This is a genomic window from Pedobacter albus (assembly GCF_036324255.1).
Taxonomy (GTDB): Bacteria; Bacteroidota; Bacteroidia; order Sphingobacteriales; family Sphingobacteriaceae; genus Pedobacter; species Pedobacter albus.
The window spans coordinates 2,272,976-2,292,234 of sequence record NZ_JAZDQT010000001.1 but is presented as its reverse complement, the minus strand read 5'-3'; the positions used below and the strand labels follow the sequence as shown (position 1 = coordinate 2,292,234).

The following is a 19,259-nucleotide window of genomic DNA, read 5'->3' as shown; positions in this document are numbered from 1 at the left end:
GGCTTCCCTTTCTTTTTTTAATGAAGTTTGGCAATGCCGAGTTTGGTGGCCAGCTCGTTCAGGTCGTTTACCACCACGTCGATAAGTGGAATGCCTTCCAGTTTTCTTTCCTGTTCAAAGGCATATTCGGGTTCGCCGGGGATGATTACCTTTTTATCCGGATCAACCGTGGTCGCGCCTTTAAAGCGTTCGATCCAGTTATCGAGGTGGTTTTTAAAATCGGCAACAGGCCTAAAGCCATCCACACGCATAGCGCCTAAGAAGTGGCCAATGCCTTCGCCCACCGGATCGGTAGGAGGCTCTAAAAAGGCCACGAAAGGAGGTACCCATGGACCGTAATTGGCACCAGAAAGCACTGCCGATAAAATATCGACCGTAGCTCCCAGACCATAGCCCTTATGGCTGCCATGTGCCTTATCGCTTCCCAAAGGCAATAATGAACCGCCATTTTTCAATTCGTTAGGGTTGGTCGATTGTTGCCCCTTGGCATCTTGAACCCAACCATCCGGAATAGCCGTATTGGATCTTTGCGCAATTTCTAATTTGCCATTGGCCGCCGCGGCGGTGGCCATATCAACCACTACGGGAGGATGATGTCCGGCCGGAAAAGCATAACAGATGGGGTTGGTACCCAATAAACGTTCGTTGGCATAAGTTGGAGCTACCAGCGGACTTGCATTGGTCATGCTCATGCCAATCATATCCTGCTCAACAGCCAATAAAGCATGATAGCCGGCAATGCCAAAATGGTTCGAGTTTTTAACCGCTACCCAGCCACTGCCATATTGCTTGGCCTTTTGAATGGCAATTTGCATGGCAAAAGGGGCAACCACGAGCCCCAGTCCACCATCGCCGTCAACCGTGGCCGTAGTAGGTGTTTCGTGTACCACTTTAATGTTTGGAGTGGCGTTGATCCGTTGTTTTTCCCAAAGGCGCACATAGCCGCTTAAACGGGCTACCCCATGCGAATCGATGCCACGCAGGTCGGAACGAATCAGTACATCGGTCGCCAGTTTGGCATGTTCATCGTTGCAGCCCATTCGTTCAAAAACGCTGTAGGTAAAGTTTCGGAGCTGCTCTTCGGTAAAAGTGATAAAGTTCATTTCTTGGTATTGAGTATTGAGAAGTGAGTATTGAGATAACGGGTCTTAAACCTGTTGCCTTTCGCTTTTTTTCCTGTCTTATGGAAGCAATAAAGTAAAATCGCCACCCAATGGCTGGAAGTTTTCAATGAGCGAAGAAATAAAATCGTCGCCATAATTGACGTACATCGGAGCCAGGTTAAGCACGCGCTCTTGCAAGGTTCCATTGGGAAAAAGCCTGTTCTTTACATTTTCTATCTGTTTTAACGAAACGTCGTGTTTCCGTTTTTCGGCCCTGAACAATTTTTTCTCCAAATTGGCCAACAGATGATTAGTTTTTGTTTTGGCCGAATCGGCCGAGCTTTCCAAAGTCTTGTCTATTTTGAAGGCGTGCAGCTTGATTTGGTCAAAAACGGCCTGTATAGCCCGGGTTTCATCGGCCAGGTTTAAATTGGCCTCGCTGTTTTCGTTGATCCACCTTTGTTGCAAGGCTTGGGTAGTTAAAAAAGCATCTTCAAATTTGAAGCCCAGTTTGTGGAGGTTGTCTGCACTGCGTTGGTCGATCAGCAAAGCCGAATTACGCAACAGTAAAACAGGAAAATCGATTTGATAATGATCAAAATTGGCTTTAAGCTGCATCCAGTAAGATACCTCTGCACCACCACCAATGTAGGCAATGTTGGGTAAAATTACTTCCTGGTAAAGCGGGCGCATAATTACATTGGGACTGAACCTTTCCGGATGTTCATCAATTTCCTTAACCAAGGTAGCCGGCGTAAAGCTGATGTCGGTGTGGTTAACCGTGTATAGGCCATCTTTTTCGATGATTCTCTCCCTCAGGTTGTCTATCAGGTAGAAGAAATTGATTTCACGTCCGTTAACCTGCGTTTTATAGCCGTTTTTGGTCAGTTCCTCGCTGGTTTGTTCGGTCAGTTTTGAACTGTGCTGTGCTGTTATGTCTTCTTTGATGATCGCAGCAAATTCTTTTTTAAGCCGTGCATCATCTGCGTTGACAATCACCAGTCCATATTGCTCAAACAAACTGTTGACCAATGCGCGAGTAGCATCGGCCAGGTTATCGTGGTTGAGGTAGGCATTTTCTACCAGTTTGGCCAATTTCTTGCCGTTTTTGCTGATGCCCAAATAACCTTTGTAGGCCATTACGGCGGCGGCAACGGTTTTGGTGCTCAGGCGGCCAGTAGCCCCATTAGTCTGCTGGATCCAGCTGATGTTTTTTTCATCGACACTGACGTGGTTGATTTCCTCAAAATCGTGGTCTTCGGTGGCCATCCAGTACACCGGTACAAAGTTTTTTTCCGGATTGGCCATTTTCAGTTCGATAGCCAGGTTAATGGTCGTTACGATTTTGTAGATGAAATACAGAGGACCGGTAAACAGGTTAAGCTGATGGCCTGTGGTTACCGTAAATGTATTTTCGTTGGCCAAGAGCGCAATATTTTGGCTAACGGCCTGATGGATGTTAAGGTGTTGGTATTGCTGGGTTAAAACATCGACCAGTATTTTTCGGTCTCCTTTGAAATTCCTGTTGGCCACGGCTTGTTTTAGCCCTTGTCTATCGGGTCTGAAGTTGTAAAAAGGGCGCAGGAATTCGTCGTCGTCTACGTAATCTAAAACAAGTTTAGAAAACGAGTGGGTATCTTCGTAGGAGATGTATTTAGCCTTCATCTGAGTTTGAACTTTGACAATATTCGGGCAAGTTGCAAATTAATGCTGTCAAAATGATAGCAGATTTGTTTATTTTACAATTTGTCCATACAGGTCGAAATCTTCGGCGCGGTCTATTTTAACCTGAACAAAACTGCCAACGGCGGCATAGCCGGAATGGGCATCGATCAGCACTTCGTTATCTACCTCAGGCGAGTCGAATTCGGTACGGCCAATAAAGAAATCGCCTTCCTTTCTGTCTACCAATACTTTGTAGGTTTGGCCAATCTTGGTTTGGTTAATGTCGAAAGAAATGCCTTGCTGCAGCTCCATAATGGCATCTACGCGTTCTTGTTTCACTTCTTCAGGAACATCGTCGACCAAGTTGTAGGCATGTGTTTTTTCCTCGTGCGAGTAGGTAAAGCAACCCAAGCGATCGAAACGGGTTTCTTCTACCCAATTGTACATCTCCTCGAAATCTTTTTCGGTTTCGCCAGGATAACCGCAAATTAAAGTGGTACGCATGGCGATGTTCGGAACCTTAGCCCTGATTTCGTTAACGATATCGATGGTTTTTTGTTTGGTAATTCCCCGGCGCATCGATTTCAGCATGTTGTCTGTAATGTGTTGCAAAGGCATATCGAGGTATTTGCAAATGTTTTCGCGTTCGTTCATGGCATCCAGAATTTCCATCGGGAAGCCAGAAGGGTAGGCGTATTGCAACCTGATCCACTCGATGCCGTTTACGTCAGACAAGCGACGCAACAATTCGTCGAGGTTGCGTTTGCCGTAAATGTCCAATCCGTAATAGGTCAGGTCCTGTGCAATCAAGATCAGCTCTTTGGTGCCGTTGGCTGCCAATATTTTGGCCTCGTTTACCAATTCGTTCATGTCCCTCGACACGTGCTTGCCCCGCATTAAGGGAATGGCACAGAACGAACAAGGACGGTTGCAGCCTTCGGCAATCTTAAAATAAGCAAAATGCGATGGGGTAGTGAGCAAACGCTCGCCAATCAGTTCGTGCTTGTAGTTAGCGCCCAGGGTATGCAGGATATTTTGAAGGTCGTTGGTGCCAAAATAGGCGTCTACGTTGGTAATTTCTGATTCGAGTTCGGGTTTGTAGCGCTCAGAAAGACAACCGGTAACAATTACTTTTCCCACCTTGCCTTCGTCTTTAAGCTGGCTATATTGCAAAATCGTATCAATCGATTCCTGCTTGGCATTGTCGATAAAACCACAGGTGTTGATTACCACGATATCGTTCTTGCCTAAGCGGTTTGATTCGTGCTCAACAGCCAGGTTATTGCCGCGTAGCTGCCCCATCAATACTTCCGAATCGTAGGTGTTTTTAGAACAGCCTAGGGTAATAACGTTGATTTTAGGTTTGGTAACCGATTTTATAGCCTTTTTTGTAATCATTTTATTTGAAAAGGGAATTAACGAATTCTTTTTTATCGAACAACTGCAAGTCGTCCATTTTTTCGCCAACGCCGATATATTTTACTGGAATTTTAAACTGGTCAGAAATACCGATTACTACGCCACCTTTGGCCGTACCGTCTAATTTGGTAATGGCCAATGCGTTTACATCGGTAGCTTCGGTAAACTGTTTGCATTGCTCAAATGCGTTTTGGCCGGTAGAGCCATCTAACACCAACAAGATTTCGTGTGGGGCATGAGGCACTACTTTTTGCATCACGTTCTTGATTTTGCCCAACTCGTTCATCAAGCCGACTTTGTTGTGCAAACGTCCGGCTGTATCGATAATAACCACATCCTCTTGGTTGGCAACAGCCGATTGCAGGGTATCGAAGGCAACAGAAGCCGGATCAGAGCCCATGGCCTGTGCTACTACGCGTACGCCCACGCGCTCGCCCCAAAGCTTGATCTGGTCTACGGCCGCCGCGCGGAAAGTATCGGCAGCGCCCAGTACCACTTTCAGGTTTTCATTTTTCAGCTTGTGCGCCAGTTTGCCAATGGTAGTGGTTTTGCCAACGCCGTTTACGCCCACCACCATAATCACATAAGGCTTGTGGTTGCCGTATTCGAAATTGCGGAAATCGTTGCTGTTGTTTTCGGCCAGCATCAACTGGATTTCGTCGCGCAACAGGTGGTTAAACTCGGTGGTCGATAAGTATTTGTCCCTGGCTACCCTGGCCTCAATGCGCTCGATGATTTTTAGGGTAGTGGCTACCCCCACATCAGAACTAATCAAAACGCCTTCCAGGTTATCGAGCACGTCGTCGTCAACCGTCGATTTGCCGGCAACCGCCTTGGTGATTTTGCTCAAAAAACCTTCCTTGGTTTTTTCCAGGCCTTTGTCTAAAGCTTCCTGAGCTTCTGGCGCGGTTTCTTTTTTCTTGAAAAAATCAAATAAACCCATAAAATGTTGTTAAAATAAAAAAAGCCCTTCCGTTTAATACGGAACGGCCTTTAATGCTATTCGTGGATAAGACTACTTGCTGTTGTTAGCAAGCGCATCTTTTACGTGATCGTTGTGTACAATGATTTCTTTGAAAGAATAAGCACCAGTTTTTGGTGATCTTGTCATTGTAATTACTTTCGAATACTCTTTTCCGGTACCTGTTTTAAGGGTTGCAACTACTTTCTTTGCCATGTCTTATTAAGTTTAATGATTGAGTGAAAGATCCAGTGAATGAGGATTTAGAGCCTTAAATCTTTAGCTTTCGGTCTTCAACCTTATTTAATTTCTTTGTGTACGGTTACTTTTTTCAATACAGGGTTGAATTTTTTCAATTCTAAACGCTCGGTAGTGTTTTTACGGTTCTTGGTAGAAATATATCTAGACATACCTGGCATACCACTAGTTTTATGCTCAGTGCACTCTAAAATAACCTGTACTCTATTGCCTTTTTTTGCCATTTTATTTTTTGTTAATGCCGATACAGATCAGCAAGTGTTTTTTACAAATATCCTTTTTTCACGAAGCGGTTGATGGCTTCTGAAATACCAATTTTATTGATGGTTTTGATAGCCGAAGTAGACACTTTTAGTGTTATCCAACGATCTTCTTCAGGGATATAAAATTTCTGAAGCTGTAGGTTCGGGTAAAACTTGCGTTTCGTTTTAACGTTCGAGTGAGAAACATTATGTCCCGACATCGCCATTTTTCCGGTTAAATCACAAACTCTTGACATGACTTTATTATTATTTGATTGTTCGCTACTTCTTAATTTTTAAGAGTTTGCAAATATCAGAATTATTTTTGTAAACGTCAAGTGAATGCTAATTATTTTTTTTGAGCATGATGGCCATGTTCCAATAACCGGCCTCCTGAAGCTCAAATTCGATGGTTTCCTTGCCGCTGGTTAACTTTAGGTGTAAAGGAAATTGCAGGTCTGTAAACGTAAATCTGTTCCTGAGGGTGTTTTCTTTCTCTACCTTGATGTTCTCGTATTTGCCGCTAACGATTTCGATCTTGTCGAATACCGGAATGGCTTCAGGTTCGCCATATTGAGTTTTACTCTGCTGTATGGCGCCATTAATGTTGTTGGTAGGCGCACCTGGATTAGGATAGCCATAACGGATGACCAGTGTGCTTTCCTTCTTTTTGTTGACGCTGAAGCTAACTTCGTCTATGTTTGCTGATTTATTAAAAAGGATGTAGTTCTTGCCTTTTTTTAAGGTGTCGGTTTGCAGGTTGCCATTTTTGTTGATGCTGGCATTGGCCGTGGCCATCCCGATAAAAAGGAACAGCAAAAGAAAAAGTTTTTGTTTCATGGTGTTAGGTTTAGTTAATGGTAATTGTATCAAATATACGATTTAAGGTATTTAAGGCCATGGTTTTTCTAAAGTTTTGGGGATTAACGATTATATTTGGCTAACCATATACCTAAAATTACCTATATGCAGATCAATACCTTTGAAGAATACCAAGAAACGTACCAAAAAAGCATCAACCAGCCAGAAGAGTTCTGGGCAGGCATTGCCTCCAATTTCCTTTGGAAAAAGAAATGGGACAATGTGCTGTCGTGGGATTTTGCATCACCCAGCATCAAATGGTTCGAAGGAGCCAAACTTAATATTACCGAAAACTGCCTAGACAGGCACCTTGCCGAAAAAGGCGATACGCCCGCCATTGTTTGGGAACCCAACGATCCGGAAAAAGAAAGCATTACCTTAACTTACCGTGTACTGCACGAGCAGGTTTGCAGGTTTGCCAACGTGCTTAAAAAGAATGGCGTACAAAAGGGCGACCGCGTGTGCATTTACATGCCGATGGTACCCGAACTGGCCGTAGCCGTATTGGCCTGTGCCCGTATCGGCGCCGTGCATTCGGTGGTGTTTGGTGGCTTTTCTGCCAAATCTATCGCCGACCGCATTAACGATGCCGCCTGTAAAGTGGTGGTAACTGCCGATGGCGCTTTTCGTGGCAATAAACAGATCCAGCTTAAGGAAGTGATAGACGATGCCTTGATCGGCTGCCCTACCATCGAAAAAGTAATCGTGCTTACGCATACCCGTACGCCGGTATCGATGCTTAAAGGCAGGGACTGTTGGTGGGAAGACGAAATCAAATTGGTCGATTCAAACTGTCCTGCCGAAGAAATGAATGCCGAAGACATGCTGTTTATCCTCTATACTTCGGGCTCTACCGGCAAGCCCAAAGGCGTAGTGCATACTTGTGGGGGCTACATGGTGTACGCCGGCTATACCTTTTCAAATGTATTCAATTACCAGCCTGGCGAAGTGTATTTCTGTACGGCCGATATTGGTTGGATTACTGGCCATTCTTATATTGTTTACGGACCGCTTTCGCAGGGCGCCACCACGCTGATGTTCGAGGGTATTCCAACTTATCCCAATGCTTCAAGGTTCTGGGACATTGTAGAAAAACATCAAGTAAACATTTTATATACCGCCCCTACGGCCATCAGGTCGTTAATGGGATTTGGAACAGCGCCTGTTCAAGGCAAAGATTTGAGCAGCCTGCGTGTATTGGGCTCGGTAGGAGAGCCTATTAATGAAGAGGCTTGGCATTGGTTCGACGAAGAAATAGGCAAGAAAAACTGCCCGATTGTGGATACCTGGTGGCAAACCGAAACGGGAGGCATCATGATTTCGCCTATCGCCTTTGTAACACCTACCAAACCTAGCTTTGCCACTTTGCCTTTGCCGGGCATACAGCCGATCTTGGTTGATGAGCAGGGCAAGGAAATTGAAGGCAATGGCGTTAACGGTAATTTGTGCATCAAGTTTCCATGGCCTGGCATGTTGCGTACCACTTATGGCGATCACGAACGTTGTCGTTTAACTTATTTTTCAACCTACCAAAACCTTTATTTTACGGGCGATGGCTGCTTGCGCGACGAGGATGGCTACTACCGCATTACCGGAAGGGTTGATGATGTAATCAATGTTTCTGGACACAGAATTGGCACGGCCGAAGTTGAAAATGCCATCAACATGCATGCCGGTGTAATTGAAAGCGCTGTGGTGGGCTACCCGCACGACGTTAAGGGACAGGGCATTTTTGCTTTTGTGATTTATCCTGGATTGAGCAAGGATGAAGACCTCACCAGAAAGGATATCCTGCAAACCGTAACCCGCATTATTGGAGCCATTGCCAAACCTGATAAGATTTTGTTTGTATCGGGATTGCCTAAAACCAGGTCGGGCAAGATTATGCGCCGTATTTTGCGCAAGGTAGCCGAAGGCGATACCTCGAACCTGGGCGATATCAGCACCTTGCTAGATCCGGCAGTGGTACAGGAAATTATCGATAAATCGAAGCAGCTTTAGGGGGGTGAAAGCTTAAAGACTAAAGACCAAAGGTTAAAGCTGATGGGCATTTAGCAATAGCAATAGTCTTCAGTTGGCAGTTTTCAGTTAACAGTTTAATTATTCAGCAATAGCAACAGTTTAACAGTATAACAATTAACAATAGCGCAATTCAGCATTTAACAATAGAACAATCCAATCTTTTAAAAACAATCGCCACGCCAGGTCTGTTATTTAACCAACAAATAGAGTGTTGAACTAAATGGAAAACCTATGGATAGGCTAGAATTGAAAGGAAAGTGGAACGAGATCAAGGGAAAGGTGAAGCAGGCTTACGCAGACCTCACCGACGACGACCTGAAACATGAGGAGGGCAAAGACGACGAATTGTTAGGCAGATTGCAGCAAAAAACGGGTAAAGCAAGAGATGAATTGGTAAAATGGATTAATTCTCTCTGATTTTTACATCAATAGGCGACTTCTTTTTAGGGGTCGCTTTTTTGTTTGGCTTTCACTTCAAAAAAACGTTCGGCATAAATAACATCATTATCGGTTAGGCCTTGCACCACAATCCTGAATTTTCCGGTAATATCGCTGGTGTAAAAACTGAGGTCTGTAGCTTTGTCACCTTTTAACAGTGTGGCATAATTCCAATAAATCGTAGAGAAAAATGCGGGTTCTTGGGGTTCTTTATAGTCGCTCAGGTAAAATTCCTTCTGTAGGCGGATGCCCTTTACAGGCGTGAAGAGCTCGTTGCCATTGTTGGCTACGCTTGCCTTGCACTCGGTGTACAGCATCGAATGGCCGTTTGTCATGTACGTTCGCCCAGGAACGGGCTGGGTATTGTCTGAGTCTCCAACATGGTTGGGACAATTGAGGATATTGTACCTGCACACGTAATCGCCACAGGCATTGCTGCCGGGTAGTCCTCTGCCAAAAGTGAAACCGTTGTCTTTTTTGGCTGTAATGGTTACTTCCTTAAGCCTGATGGCTTTTTCGTTGCTTTGGAGTACGAGCTCGCTATTGTTTAACAGGTTGGAAGGCAAAATGTTGCTTTGGTAGGAAATCTGGTGCCTTAGTTTGGCATTCATGTTACTGAATGCATCGTCGACTTCAATTTTATAAGGCAGTTTGTTTTTCTCGTTGACAAACAAATACATTTTTCTGCCGGCTTCGGCCATCAGCTCGTTGGTGTTGAGGTTAAATAGCCCCGTGCTGCGGGTGGTTATCAAGCCCATTTGTTGCGCATTCAGTACGCCGACGATAACCGGTGCAACCAACTCTTTTTTCGATTTGGTTACTTTTCCAATTACCTGGAGGCTATCTGTTTTAAAGGCAGCCGATTCGGGTCTAAATTCCTGAAATTCTTGCCAGGTATATCTGCGCCAGCCTTTCACTAATAAAATCTGCTCAAGATAGGCCTTGTCTTTATAGGCTTGGCCATTTACATTGAGCGGGAGCTGCTCAAGTTCGTTGTTTAAAAAGGTATAGCTTTCTATGTCGTTGGTATTTTTGCCGTTTAGCCGGCTGTCTTGCACACAGGCGATAGAAACCAGGGCATTTTCGATTTTGCTGTCGAGTTTTAGGCTGAGGCTTACTTTTTGTCTTTGCGTATAACTGGGCTCGTTGGTGCTTAGGCTTAGCTTCGGGCTGCTGTCGTAATGGGCAAAAAACATCCGTTCGGCCAAGGGCCTATCTAAACTATCGGTAATGGTGATGGTGTTAAGCCCTTTGGGTACTTCGTTTAAGGGGATTTTGATGGTCCTGAAATGTTGCTCCATCTCAAAAGTGGCATACACAAAGCTTTCCTTAAAATTATGGATGCGGATGGTCAGTTTTTTGGCATCGTTGGTACGTAGGCCGATCCGCAAGCTGTCTTGGGCTAGGGCTTCCGGAATACTTAAGCCAACTCCTTTTTTCAGGGCTTTGGGCAGGTGATAAATACTGTCTATCAAACCCGAATGGGCCAGTTTAACGGTATAGTCGGCATCTGCATCGGCCAACAGCCTGAATTTGCCAATGCCATAGCTGCTGGTTTCAATGGTGTCGATTACCTGGTTGTTTTTAAAGAGCAGGGCAGAGAGGGCAATCGGCATCTGAAATTGGTCTTTAACTTCCCAGGCTATATTCATGGGCAAGCCGGCTACCAAATTGCCTCCTTCGGGATAAAATTTTACGCTCGCCCTGCTTTTCTCCGGTGGTAGGGCCATGCTGATTAAACTGCTGTCTTTTTCGTATTTGAGCTTGACATGCAAATTGGGATCCGAAATGTTTTCCTGTTTAGGCAAATCGAGTAAAAGCTGTCCTGAAGCATCTGTTTTAGCCGTTTTTGTGAAGTTGCCATATTTATAGCTTACCATAGTTGGCTTGGGCAAAAAACGGTTGTCTTTAGAAGTAACCGAAAGCAGTACTTTGTTGCTGCCCGGCTCTATCAGTTTCATGCTGGCTTTAAACGGCGCATCGATATTGGTTTTAATGGTGATGGGCTGTACAAATAGGGCTTCCGGGCTGCTGTTGGTCAACCTGTCGGTAATGGCCAGCAAGCGGTAATTGCCGGTTAGCAACGAATCGGGCAAAACAAGGCTGCCAAAAGCCAATCCGTTCTGCATCGGAAAGCGTTCTTCGATTACTACGGTACTGTCGGCATCCCTAATCAAGGCTACCGAAATGAGTTTATGTTGATTAATGGGAGCTTTGCTTTTCCTGATCAGGTAAGCCGTAAACCATATCGTTTCGTAATTGGTGTATACGTTTTTGTCGAAGTGGACAAACAGGTTGGCATTTTGTTTGGCATCGCCGTAGGCCTTTAAACGATCGACCAAAGGGTCGTCTTGGGCATTTGCCTTCAAACTCAACAACGCCAATAAGATGGCCAGGGATAAGTAGCGCATGTGTTAAAAATAGCTTAAATCTATTAAAATAGGAAATTCACAGCTCTATAAACACAAAGGCCGCTTCGATATTTCGAAACGGCCATTGCGCACTGGCAATCGCTTTGGCTTAATAACCAAACAATTGCTCTAAGGTTAAAGTGGTTACTGCACCAAATTTCTGCATATCTTCTAATTTCACTCGCTTGTCAGAAGCTACAATGAGATAAGTATAGGGCTTATTGGCAATTTTCTCGCCATGGAAAGCCTTGATGCTGTCGAAATTGATAGGTTTCAGTTCTCTGTAAAGATCAATTCTCGAATCATGGTCGTAGCCTAGTTTTTTATCGGCCAAGTAGCTGTAGATCACAGCATCTTTCGTAATGCGGGCGGTTTCTAAATTGTTGACTACATTTGCTTTGGCACCATCGAATGATTTTTCGCTTTTTGGCAATACGTTCAACAATTCGTTCATTCCGTTTACGGCATCCGTCATTTTATCGGCCTGGCTACCTACATAGGCTACCATGCTGTACTGTTTGTCGGCTCTATCTGGCGATACATAAGTGGCAAAAGTAGAGTAGGCCAATGCTTTCGATTCCCTAATGGTTTGGAAAACGATAGAACCCATCCCGCCACCAAAATAGCTGTTAAACACTTGGATGTTGGCTGCGTCGTTTTTGTTGTAAACCCCGGTATTTCTCAACCAGCGGATTTCCGACTGTACCATATCGTAATTGGCAAAATATACCTTGTTGGCATCCTGTGTGGTGTAGGTATACACTTTGGCAGGGGCAGCGGGCGTAAATTCTTTTGGCAACAAGTGTTGTTTTTTGATTTCAGGCGTAATGCTGGCCAAATCTTTAGGGCCGTAATAGGTAATGACGTGCTCGTAATTGGTCAGGTTGTGCAACAAATCAACCAAATCAGAAGCCTTGATGTTTTTTACTTCTTCGTTGGTCAATACATTGTTGAAAGGGTTTAAGCTGCCATATTGTGCGTAAGAAGTCAAGGCATTCATAATTTGACCTTTGTTGAGCTTGGCGTTTTCACGGCCTTTCAAAATGCTGCTTTTCAGTTCTTCAAGCGCTTTTTCGTTTACTTTTACATTGGCAAGGATATGCTCTACCAAGCTTACCGCTTTGTCGAAGTTTTCTTGCAAACCACTGATACTGATGGTGGTGTTTTCTGCGCCGACGCTCAGGTTATAGCTACAGGCAATGTTGTAAAACTGTTTGCTTAGGTCTTCGGCGCTGTATTTGTCTGTACTTAGGTAAGGCAGGTAGCTAGAGGCATACTGTAACAGTTTATAGTTGTTAGAGCCGATGTTAAGCCTATAGGTCATTCTAAAAATAGAATTGTCGTTGTTTTTGGTGGCCATCAAATCGGCAACACCTACTTTGCCGTAGGCGATGTCTTTTTGGTAATCCAAGAATTTAGGCGCAATCGGTTTTACCGGGGCTTCTAAAATGCTTTTTACAAATGGCGAGGTAAGATTGGCATTGGCGTTGATAGGCGTAATGGCAGGCTTTTCTACCTTGATTACGTTTTTGTCTTCGCCTTTGTGCTTATAGCCGATTACGTAGTTGTCTTTAAAGAACTCTTTGGCAAAAGCTATTACTTGGGCTTTGGTAATTTTGGCAGTGGCCTCAATTTCGCCAAGGCCTTTGTCCCATTTGGTACCCCTGTTCAGGATAAACTCGGTAGAAAGATTTTCTGCCCTGTTGTTGTTGCTGTCAAAAGCCTGCAAAAAGCTTAATTTTCTGTTGGCTACGATGGCTTTTAGCAATTCGTCGTCAAAATTGCCTTGTTTAAGCAAATCGATTTGTTCTAGCAACAATTTGGCGGCTTGTTCCAAGGTTTGGCCTTGTTTCGGTTGTGCCGAAAGATTGAATACGCCATAGTCTTTCATTTGCTGATAGCTTGCACTTGCCCTAAGCACTTTTTGTTGCTTGTTCAGGTTAATGTCGATCAAACCGGCCTTGCCGTTGGTCAAAATGCTGCGGATCAATTCGAGCAACAGGCTTTGTTGCGAATTTTCTGGATAGCCGCGGTAATAGATTTCTACGGCTTCGGCACTCGGACCATATACATCAACTTTTTGGATGCTCGTTAATGGTTTTTCGGGAACCGGATTGTATAACACTACAGGTTTAGCCACCATATAGCTGAAAGATTTGTCTATTTTCTTGATCATTTCGTCAGGATTGAAATCGCCTGCGAAAATGATGGCCATGTTGTTAGGCACATAATACTTGTCGTAGTATTTTTTGATTTCTACCAACGACGGATTTTTCAAATGCTCAATGGTACCGATGGTGGTTTGCTGTCCGTAGTTGTGCGTAGGGAAAAGCTTGTCCATCATGGCTTCGTCCAGTTTGTTGCCGTCATCGTCAAGACCACGGTTTTTCTCCTCATAAACCGCTTCCAATTCGGTATGGAAAATACGGAAAATAGGTTTGCGGAAACGCTCGCTTTGGATGGCCAGGAATTTGTCGATGGCATTAGAAGGGAAATCTTCGTTATACACGGTTTCTTCGTACCAGGTATGTGCGTTAGAAGAGTTGCCTCCAATGCCGGCAATCATTTTGTCGTACTCGTTGGCAATAGAGAAGTTTGAGGCTTCGCCAGAAGTTTTGTCTATTTCTTTGTAGATTTCCTTGCGCTGGGCCGGATCGGTAGTTTTGTTGTACTTTTCGTAAAGTGCATCGATTTTGTCTAGCAAGGGTTTTTCTTTGGTCCAGTTGTTGGTGCCGAATTTGTCGGTTCCCTTAAAAAGCAAATGCTCCAGGTAATGCGCCAAACCCGTATTGGTTTTAGGGTCGGTGTTGCTGCCTGCCCTTACGCTCATGCGCCATTGGATGTTAGGCTCTTTGTTGTTGGGCGAAAGAATGGCGGTCAGTCCATTTTTCAGCGTATAAAAACGGGTTTTAGAAGGGTCGTTGGTTACATATTTATAGGTGTAACCCCCAGAGGTGGCCGTTTTCCATTGATAGGTAGACTGCGCCAATAATTGATTGCCCGCCAGTAAAAGACAGACAAAGAGTAAGAGTTTGGTTTTCATCAGTTTTATATGATTTAAGTGGGTCAAAATCCAAAGACAAGCCGGGCTTGTGGTTAAGAATGTTTGATGGCCAATAAGTTAGTGATCAAATATAAGCGGCTGGCGATTACTTTCCCAAAAAAATGGGATGAAAATTAACTATTGTAAAACGGGAGCCAAGCTTCTGATTATTTCTCGTATTTTTACCGTATGAATAAAGATACCCAAAAGCCTACCATTTTGGTGGTTAACGACGATGGAATTACCGCGCTCGGTATTAAAAACCTCATCGAAGTGATGCAGGAAATCGGACATGTTGTAGTAGTGGCACCCGATGGGCCCCAATCGGGCATGGGCCATGCCATTACCATTGGCAAGCCGCTGCGGTTCGATCGGGTAGACCTTTATCCTGGCGTAGAGATGTACAAATGCTCGGGTACCCCGGTTGATTGTGTTAAACTGGCCGTCAACAAAGTATTTAAAGGCAAAAAGCCAGATCTTTGCGTGTCGGGCATCAACCACGGACTGAACAACTCGATCAATGTCATTTATTCGGGCACCATGTCGGCTGCAGTAGAAGGTGCCATCGAAAAAATCCCGTCTATTGGGTTTTCGCTCGATGACTTTGCCCAAGACGCCGATTTTAGCCACTGCAAGCCGTTTATCAAAACGATTGCCCTACAGGTGCTTAGTCACGGATTGCCGGAAGCTACCCTGCTCAATGTCAATTTCCCGAAAGGGGCACACATCAAGGGCATTAAAATTTGCAGACAGGCCAATGCCAAATGGGCCGAAGATTTTGAAGAAAGAAAAGACCCTTACCAAAGGCCTTACTACTGGCTGACCGGCGTGTTCGAAAACTACGATAAAGGCGAAGATACCGATGTTTGGGCCTTGGATCATGGCTATGCTTCGGTGGTTCCGGTTCAGTTTGACCTGACCGCACATCACGCCATCCCGATTTTAAACGGTTGGGACTTGAATGCCAAGCCAGCGACACAATCGAAAGTGGAGAAAACCGCAGGGCCTGATGGCGCAAATTTAGGTTAGCCATGCAAGAGAAAATCAAGGCGGTTAAAAACAACGTTTGGATAGGCATGGCCATTGGTGTACTAGCCCCGTTGATGCCGGGTTTGCTGGTTTGGTACCTGATGCAGCATGTTAAGGCGCTGCAGCATGCCGATTTATTGCTGATTGGTTGCGTAGCCATCAATGCTTTTTTAATGAACTACTTTTTTAAAATCAATAAAGAAAACATAGGGCGTGGCATTTTAAGCATGACGTTTTTATGGGCTTTTGCCTTCTTTTTTTATAAGGTGTTGTGAGATACACTTGCGAAGTTTTTAAAACTTCGCAAGTGTTTGTTGTAAGGTTGAAAAGTTTTAATGTTGGAAGGCTGAAATGCATGAAACGGCAAACCAGGTAGATTAAAAAGTCATGTAGACAATAAGTCAATTTAACAATTAACAATTCCCCTCCCATGGAGGGGTGCCCAAAGGGCGGGGTGGTCAACAATTTAACAGTCCAACAATAAATTAATGACCAACCGTTAATTAGTAACCCAAATACCTATGAATTTTAAACAGTTACTATTGTGCATCTTAGTTTTTGCTAGTACAATTAAGCAAGCTGGAGCTCAAAAATCGAAAAGTATAGATTTTATGAGCCAGATAGGTAAATACGATTTATCTGCCATTGTGACCGCTGATAGCATTATTGACGAAGACAGGGAGGATAATAAGGAAAAGATAAAAAGGAGAGACCCATTGGGGTTTATTGGCGATAATTACCAACGATTTTACATCCATATTACGGCTATGGTTAAAAGCCAGGACAAACCAGCCGAATATTATGTATATGGCAAAACGCGGGTAAAAAATAATATTTGCGATTTTATCGGAACAATGATTGTAACTTCTTGCACATTGAACCCCGAGGTTGAAATCCCAGGTTACAAGCAAGGGATTGCTACTTTTGAAGTTAAACTTTATGAAGATGCGAAGAACAGTGGTGCCGGATTGATTACCGGGAAATTAGAGACGCATTTTTTGATTGACAAGCAAGGGAAGTTCCGTTATGATGCAATTATGTTGGTTGCTGATGGATTTTCTAACAATCAATTTGCCGGAATATGGACGAGTTACCAGACTAAAACGGTTAAGAAATGTAATTGGGGTGATTACCGCATTCCGAATAGCAAAGAGCTCGACAGTGGTGCAGGAGAGTTTATGGTTAATGAAAAATATGTAAAAAACGGTTGGGAAAACTACAGAGAAATGATGAGCTCGGTCGATACCCAAGGTGTAAAAAAGGCAAGAACGGAAGAAGAAAGAAAATGGTGGAAATAGCGGAGATACTTGAAGTTGAATAATTGGCGGTCTAGTGGCAAATAGCCAGTTTACGGTGAACCGTTAACAATTGAGCAATAGAACAATTTAACACATAAAGCAATTCAACATCCAAATTAATGAACCAGATTAAATGAAATATTACCTTGTAGCAGGCGAAGCCTCTGGCGATTTGCACGGAGCCAATTTGATGAAGGCATTGAAATTGGAAGATCCAAATGCCAAGTTCAGGTATTTTGGTGGCGATAAGATGCAGGCCGAGGGCGGCGAGCTGGTTAAGCACTATGCCGATATGGCTTTTATGGGCTTTACCGAAGTGTTGTTTAACCTGCGTACCATTTTCAGGAACCTCAAAATCTGCAAAGCCGATATTTTAGCCTACCAGCCCGATGCCCTGATATTGATAGATTTTCCGGGCTTTAACCTCAAAATTGCCGAATTTGCTAAAGAGCAGGGCATCAAAGTCTGTTATTACATTTCGCCAAAGGTTTGGGCCTGGAACCAAAAGCGCGTACTCAAAATCAAGCGCATTGTCGACCAAATGTTTTGCATCCTGCCTTTCGAAGTAGATTTCTACAAAGAATGGGGGATGGAAGTAAATTATGTAGGTAATCCCCTGCTAGATGAAATCGAGCAATTTGTGCCTAATCCTAATTTCAGGGCCGACAACCAGCTGGGTGATCAACCTATTGTGGCCTTGTTGCCTGGCAGTCGAAAGCAAGAAATAGAACGTTTGTTGCCCGATATGCTAGCCGTGGTAGACCAGTTTCCCGATTATCAGTTTGTAATTGGCGCCGCACCAACTTTTACCGAGCAATATTATCAGCAGTACATTAACGGAAGACCGGCCAACTTGGTTTTCTCGCAAACCTATCAGTTGTTGCACCACGCCCACGCGGCTTTGGTGGCTTCGGGTACGGCCACTTTAGAAACCGCTTTATTCAAAGTGCCCCAGGTAGTGCTTTACCGTGGGGGCAATGTGTCGGTGGCCATCGCACGCTTATTGGTAAAAATCAGGTTTATTTCTCTGGTTAACCTCATCATGGATAGGGAAGTGGTCAAAGAACTGATCCAGGAAGACTGCAACGCGACACTCATCGCACAAAACCTCAAACTTGTTACCGAAGGAACCGGGCGTGCAAAAATGCTGGCCGATTATGAAGAACTGGGCGTTAAAATGGGCACGGCGGGCGCTTCGCAGCGAACAGCCAGGCTTATTGTTGCTAAACTTAGTAGTTGAATTTATTGAGTGTTGGTTAATAGCTAGTTAGCATTTTTGTTCATAGTTTTTACTTTCTTGTTTGTTACGTGAAAACGTTTTAGATTCAAGCAAGAAATTAACGTTATGCTCAAATCTTCGCTTTACTTCATATTAGCATTCTGCTTAATGATTTTGTCTGCGAAATCGCAGATTACTGATGTGCCAAAAAGCAATATTTATGATTTTGTTAAGGCCAAGGCACTAAAAAAAGAACGGGCATATGATACAGTGTATATTAACAAGCTAAAAGCCAATGCCTATTTCAATGAAGAAATTTCTTCAACTGTTTTTCTGTCAAAAGCGTCATTTTATGTGAATAAAAGATGGATGACAAAAGCTGATATTCCCGATCGATATCCTTATGTGTTAGATGCTATAGTAAGCCCATATTTTAGAATTTCATCAGATAGATGGAATATTGGCTGGGGAGAAGGCAATCTGATGCTTTCGCTATACTTTAATCCTGATTTTGAGGTGCGAATTTTTGAAAATCAAGCCTCGTTAGGAGATGCTTCCCATCCTGTTCGCACCGCTTCATTTAGGCCGGGTGGAGAGCTGTTCGTTCGATATAACAATCCAAATTCACTAAGAAAAACCCATTTTGCCTTTTCTCTTAAGGGCAATCATCATTCTGATGGACAAGATGGGGAAGAATTTAACTCGGTTGATAGGCCTTGGGGCAAAAAAGGTTATGCAAATACTTATAACGGGGACTTTAGCGATGATTTTCTACTTGGGTTCAACGCGATGGCTTTTCGTAGAACAACAAATCACAATCTTTTCGCCAAACTAGGTTTTTCAACCTCTACAGGTACATCCGAAGGCTTAAAAACTTATAAGGTTTATGGAACAAGGAGAATTAACCTCCTTTCATCATGGGCATGGATTCCAAATTATGAAATGAGTATAAAGGGAGCGAAGTTAGACACATTTAAGATAGAAAAAACTAGAGTTGAGTTTTATGTAAGCTATATTACCAATCGAATGAATGTTGGTTCTATTTATAATCTGCAAAGAGCTAAATTTTCAGACCGAATTAACTTTCATGCAACACTACATTTTAGAATAAGGGGCTTCTCAGCAGCTGGTTTATTTCTTGAGGGAGGGTATTATGGGCAAGATTTGTATAATATTTATTATCAACAGTCAAGTTGGTTTGCCAAGCTAGGTATCAGCTTTGGCCTATTCAAATATTCTTATCCAAAACTGTAGATTTACAACTTATATTTGATTGAGTAGAGTATTTGC

17 protein-coding genes are annotated in these 19,259 nt (G+C 43.7%); 7 read left to right on the top strand and 10 right to left on the bottom strand.

Features of this window, described 5'->3' with window-relative positions:
• Positions 1-17 precede the first annotated feature (17 nt).
• The 8 genes from VRU48_RS09415 to VRU48_RS09380 all read right to left on the bottom strand — a co-directional run bounded on the left by VRU48_RS09415 (position 18) and on the right by VRU48_RS09380 (position 6,488).
• Positions 18-1,103 carry an Ldh family oxidoreductase gene (locus VRU48_RS09415; RefSeq protein WP_330107669.1) on the bottom strand — a complete coding sequence of 362 codons (1,086 nt, stop codon included), beginning with the start codon at positions 1,101-1,103 and terminating at the stop codon, positions 18-20.
• Positions 1,104-1,181: 78 nt separating this feature from the next.
• A complete protein-coding gene (gene bshC, locus VRU48_RS09410) occupies positions 1,182-2,768 on the bottom strand; it encodes a bacillithiol biosynthesis cysteine-adding enzyme BshC (RefSeq protein WP_330107668.1) in 1,587 nt (528 codons plus the stop codon).
• Between the two features lie 69 nt (positions 2,769-2,837).
• A complete protein-coding gene (gene rimO, locus VRU48_RS09405) occupies positions 2,838-4,166 on the bottom strand; it encodes a 30S ribosomal protein S12 methylthiotransferase RimO (RefSeq protein WP_330107667.1) in 1,329 nt (442 codons plus the stop codon).
• Between the two features lies 1 nt (position 4,167).
• Positions 4,168-5,130 (bottom strand): signal recognition particle-docking protein FtsY, encoded by a 963-nt coding sequence (gene ftsY / locus VRU48_RS09400; RefSeq protein WP_330107666.1) that lies wholly within the window; start codon positions 5,128-5,130, stop codon positions 4,168-4,170.
• A gap of 72 nt (positions 5,131-5,202) precedes the next feature.
• On the bottom strand, positions 5,203-5,364 hold the full coding sequence (locus VRU48_RS09395) for a DUF4295 domain-containing protein (protein ID WP_199140264.1): 162 nt from the start codon (positions 5,362-5,364) through the stop codon (positions 5,203-5,205).
• A gap of 83 nt (positions 5,365-5,447) precedes the next feature.
• On the bottom strand, positions 5,448-5,630 hold the full coding sequence (gene rpmG / locus VRU48_RS09390) for a 50S ribosomal protein L33 (protein WP_008242799.1): 183 nt from the start codon (positions 5,628-5,630) through the stop codon (positions 5,448-5,450).
• 41 nt (positions 5,631-5,671) lie between these two features.
• Entirely contained in the window at positions 5,672-5,905 is a 234-nt protein-coding gene (rpmB, locus tag VRU48_RS09385) for a 50S ribosomal protein L28 (RefSeq protein WP_199140266.1), read from the bottom strand.
• A gap of 88 nt (positions 5,906-5,993) precedes the next feature.
• Positions 5,994-6,488, bottom strand: a complete 495-nt coding sequence (locus VRU48_RS09380) for a hypothetical protein (RefSeq protein ID WP_330107665.1) — start codon at positions 6,486-6,488, stop codon at positions 5,994-5,996.
• Between the two features lie 126 nt (positions 6,489-6,614).
• On the opposite strand from VRU48_RS09380, the gene acs reads away from it, so the two are divergent.
• On the top strand, positions 6,615-8,510 hold the full coding sequence (acs, locus tag VRU48_RS09375) for an acetate--CoA ligase (protein ID WP_330107664.1): 1,896 nt from the start codon (positions 6,615-6,617) through the stop codon (positions 8,508-8,510).
• Positions 8,511-8,762: 252 nt separating this feature from the next.
• Positions 8,763-8,948, top strand: coding sequence for a CsbD family protein (locus VRU48_RS09370; RefSeq protein WP_330107663.1), 186 nt, complete (start codon positions 8,763-8,765; stop codon positions 8,946-8,948).
• Positions 8,949-8,974: 26 nt separating this feature from the next.
• On the opposite strand, the gene VRU48_RS09365 is transcribed toward VRU48_RS09370, so the two are convergent.
• Positions 8,975-11,380 (bottom strand): hypothetical protein, encoded by a 2,406-nt coding sequence (locus VRU48_RS09365; RefSeq protein WP_330107662.1) that lies wholly within the window; start codon positions 11,378-11,380, stop codon positions 8,975-8,977.
• Between the two features lie 109 nt (positions 11,381-11,489).
• On the bottom strand, positions 11,490-14,423 hold the full coding sequence (locus VRU48_RS09360; RefSeq protein WP_330107661.1) for a M16 family metallopeptidase: 2,934 nt from the start codon (positions 14,421-14,423) through the stop codon (positions 11,490-11,492).
• Between the two features lie 189 nt (positions 14,424-14,612).
• Here VRU48_RS09360 and surE point away from each other — a divergent pair, with 189 nt between their 5' ends.
• The 5 genes from surE to VRU48_RS09335 all read left to right on the top strand — a co-directional run bounded on the left by surE (position 14,613) and on the right by VRU48_RS09335 (position 19,223).
• The gene (gene surE / locus VRU48_RS09355) at positions 14,613-15,452 is read left to right on the top strand and encodes a 5'/3'-nucleotidase SurE (protein WP_330107660.1); all 840 of its coding nucleotides are present in this window, start codon (positions 14,613-14,615) and stop codon (positions 15,450-15,452) included.
• A 2-nt stretch (positions 15,453-15,454) separates the two neighbouring features.
• The gene (locus tag VRU48_RS09350) at positions 15,455-15,727 is read left to right on the top strand and encodes a stationary phase survival protein SurE (protein WP_330107659.1); all 273 of its coding nucleotides are present in this window, start codon (positions 15,455-15,457) and stop codon (positions 15,725-15,727) included.
• Between the two features lie 246 nt (positions 15,728-15,973).
• Positions 15,974-16,750 carry a hypothetical protein gene (locus VRU48_RS09345; protein ID WP_330107658.1) on the top strand — a complete coding sequence of 259 codons (777 nt, stop codon included), beginning with the start codon at positions 15,974-15,976 and terminating at the stop codon, positions 16,748-16,750.
• Between the two features lie 133 nt (positions 16,751-16,883).
• Positions 16,884-17,990, top strand: a complete 1,107-nt coding sequence (gene lpxB / locus VRU48_RS09340; RefSeq protein WP_330107657.1) for a lipid-A-disaccharide synthase — start codon at positions 16,884-16,886, stop codon at positions 17,988-17,990.
• Between the two features lie 105 nt (positions 17,991-18,095).
• A complete protein-coding gene (locus tag VRU48_RS09335; RefSeq protein WP_330107656.1) occupies positions 18,096-19,223 on the top strand; it encodes a hypothetical protein in 1,128 nt (375 codons plus the stop codon).
• The last annotated feature ends 36 nt before the right edge of the window (positions 19,224-19,259 follow it).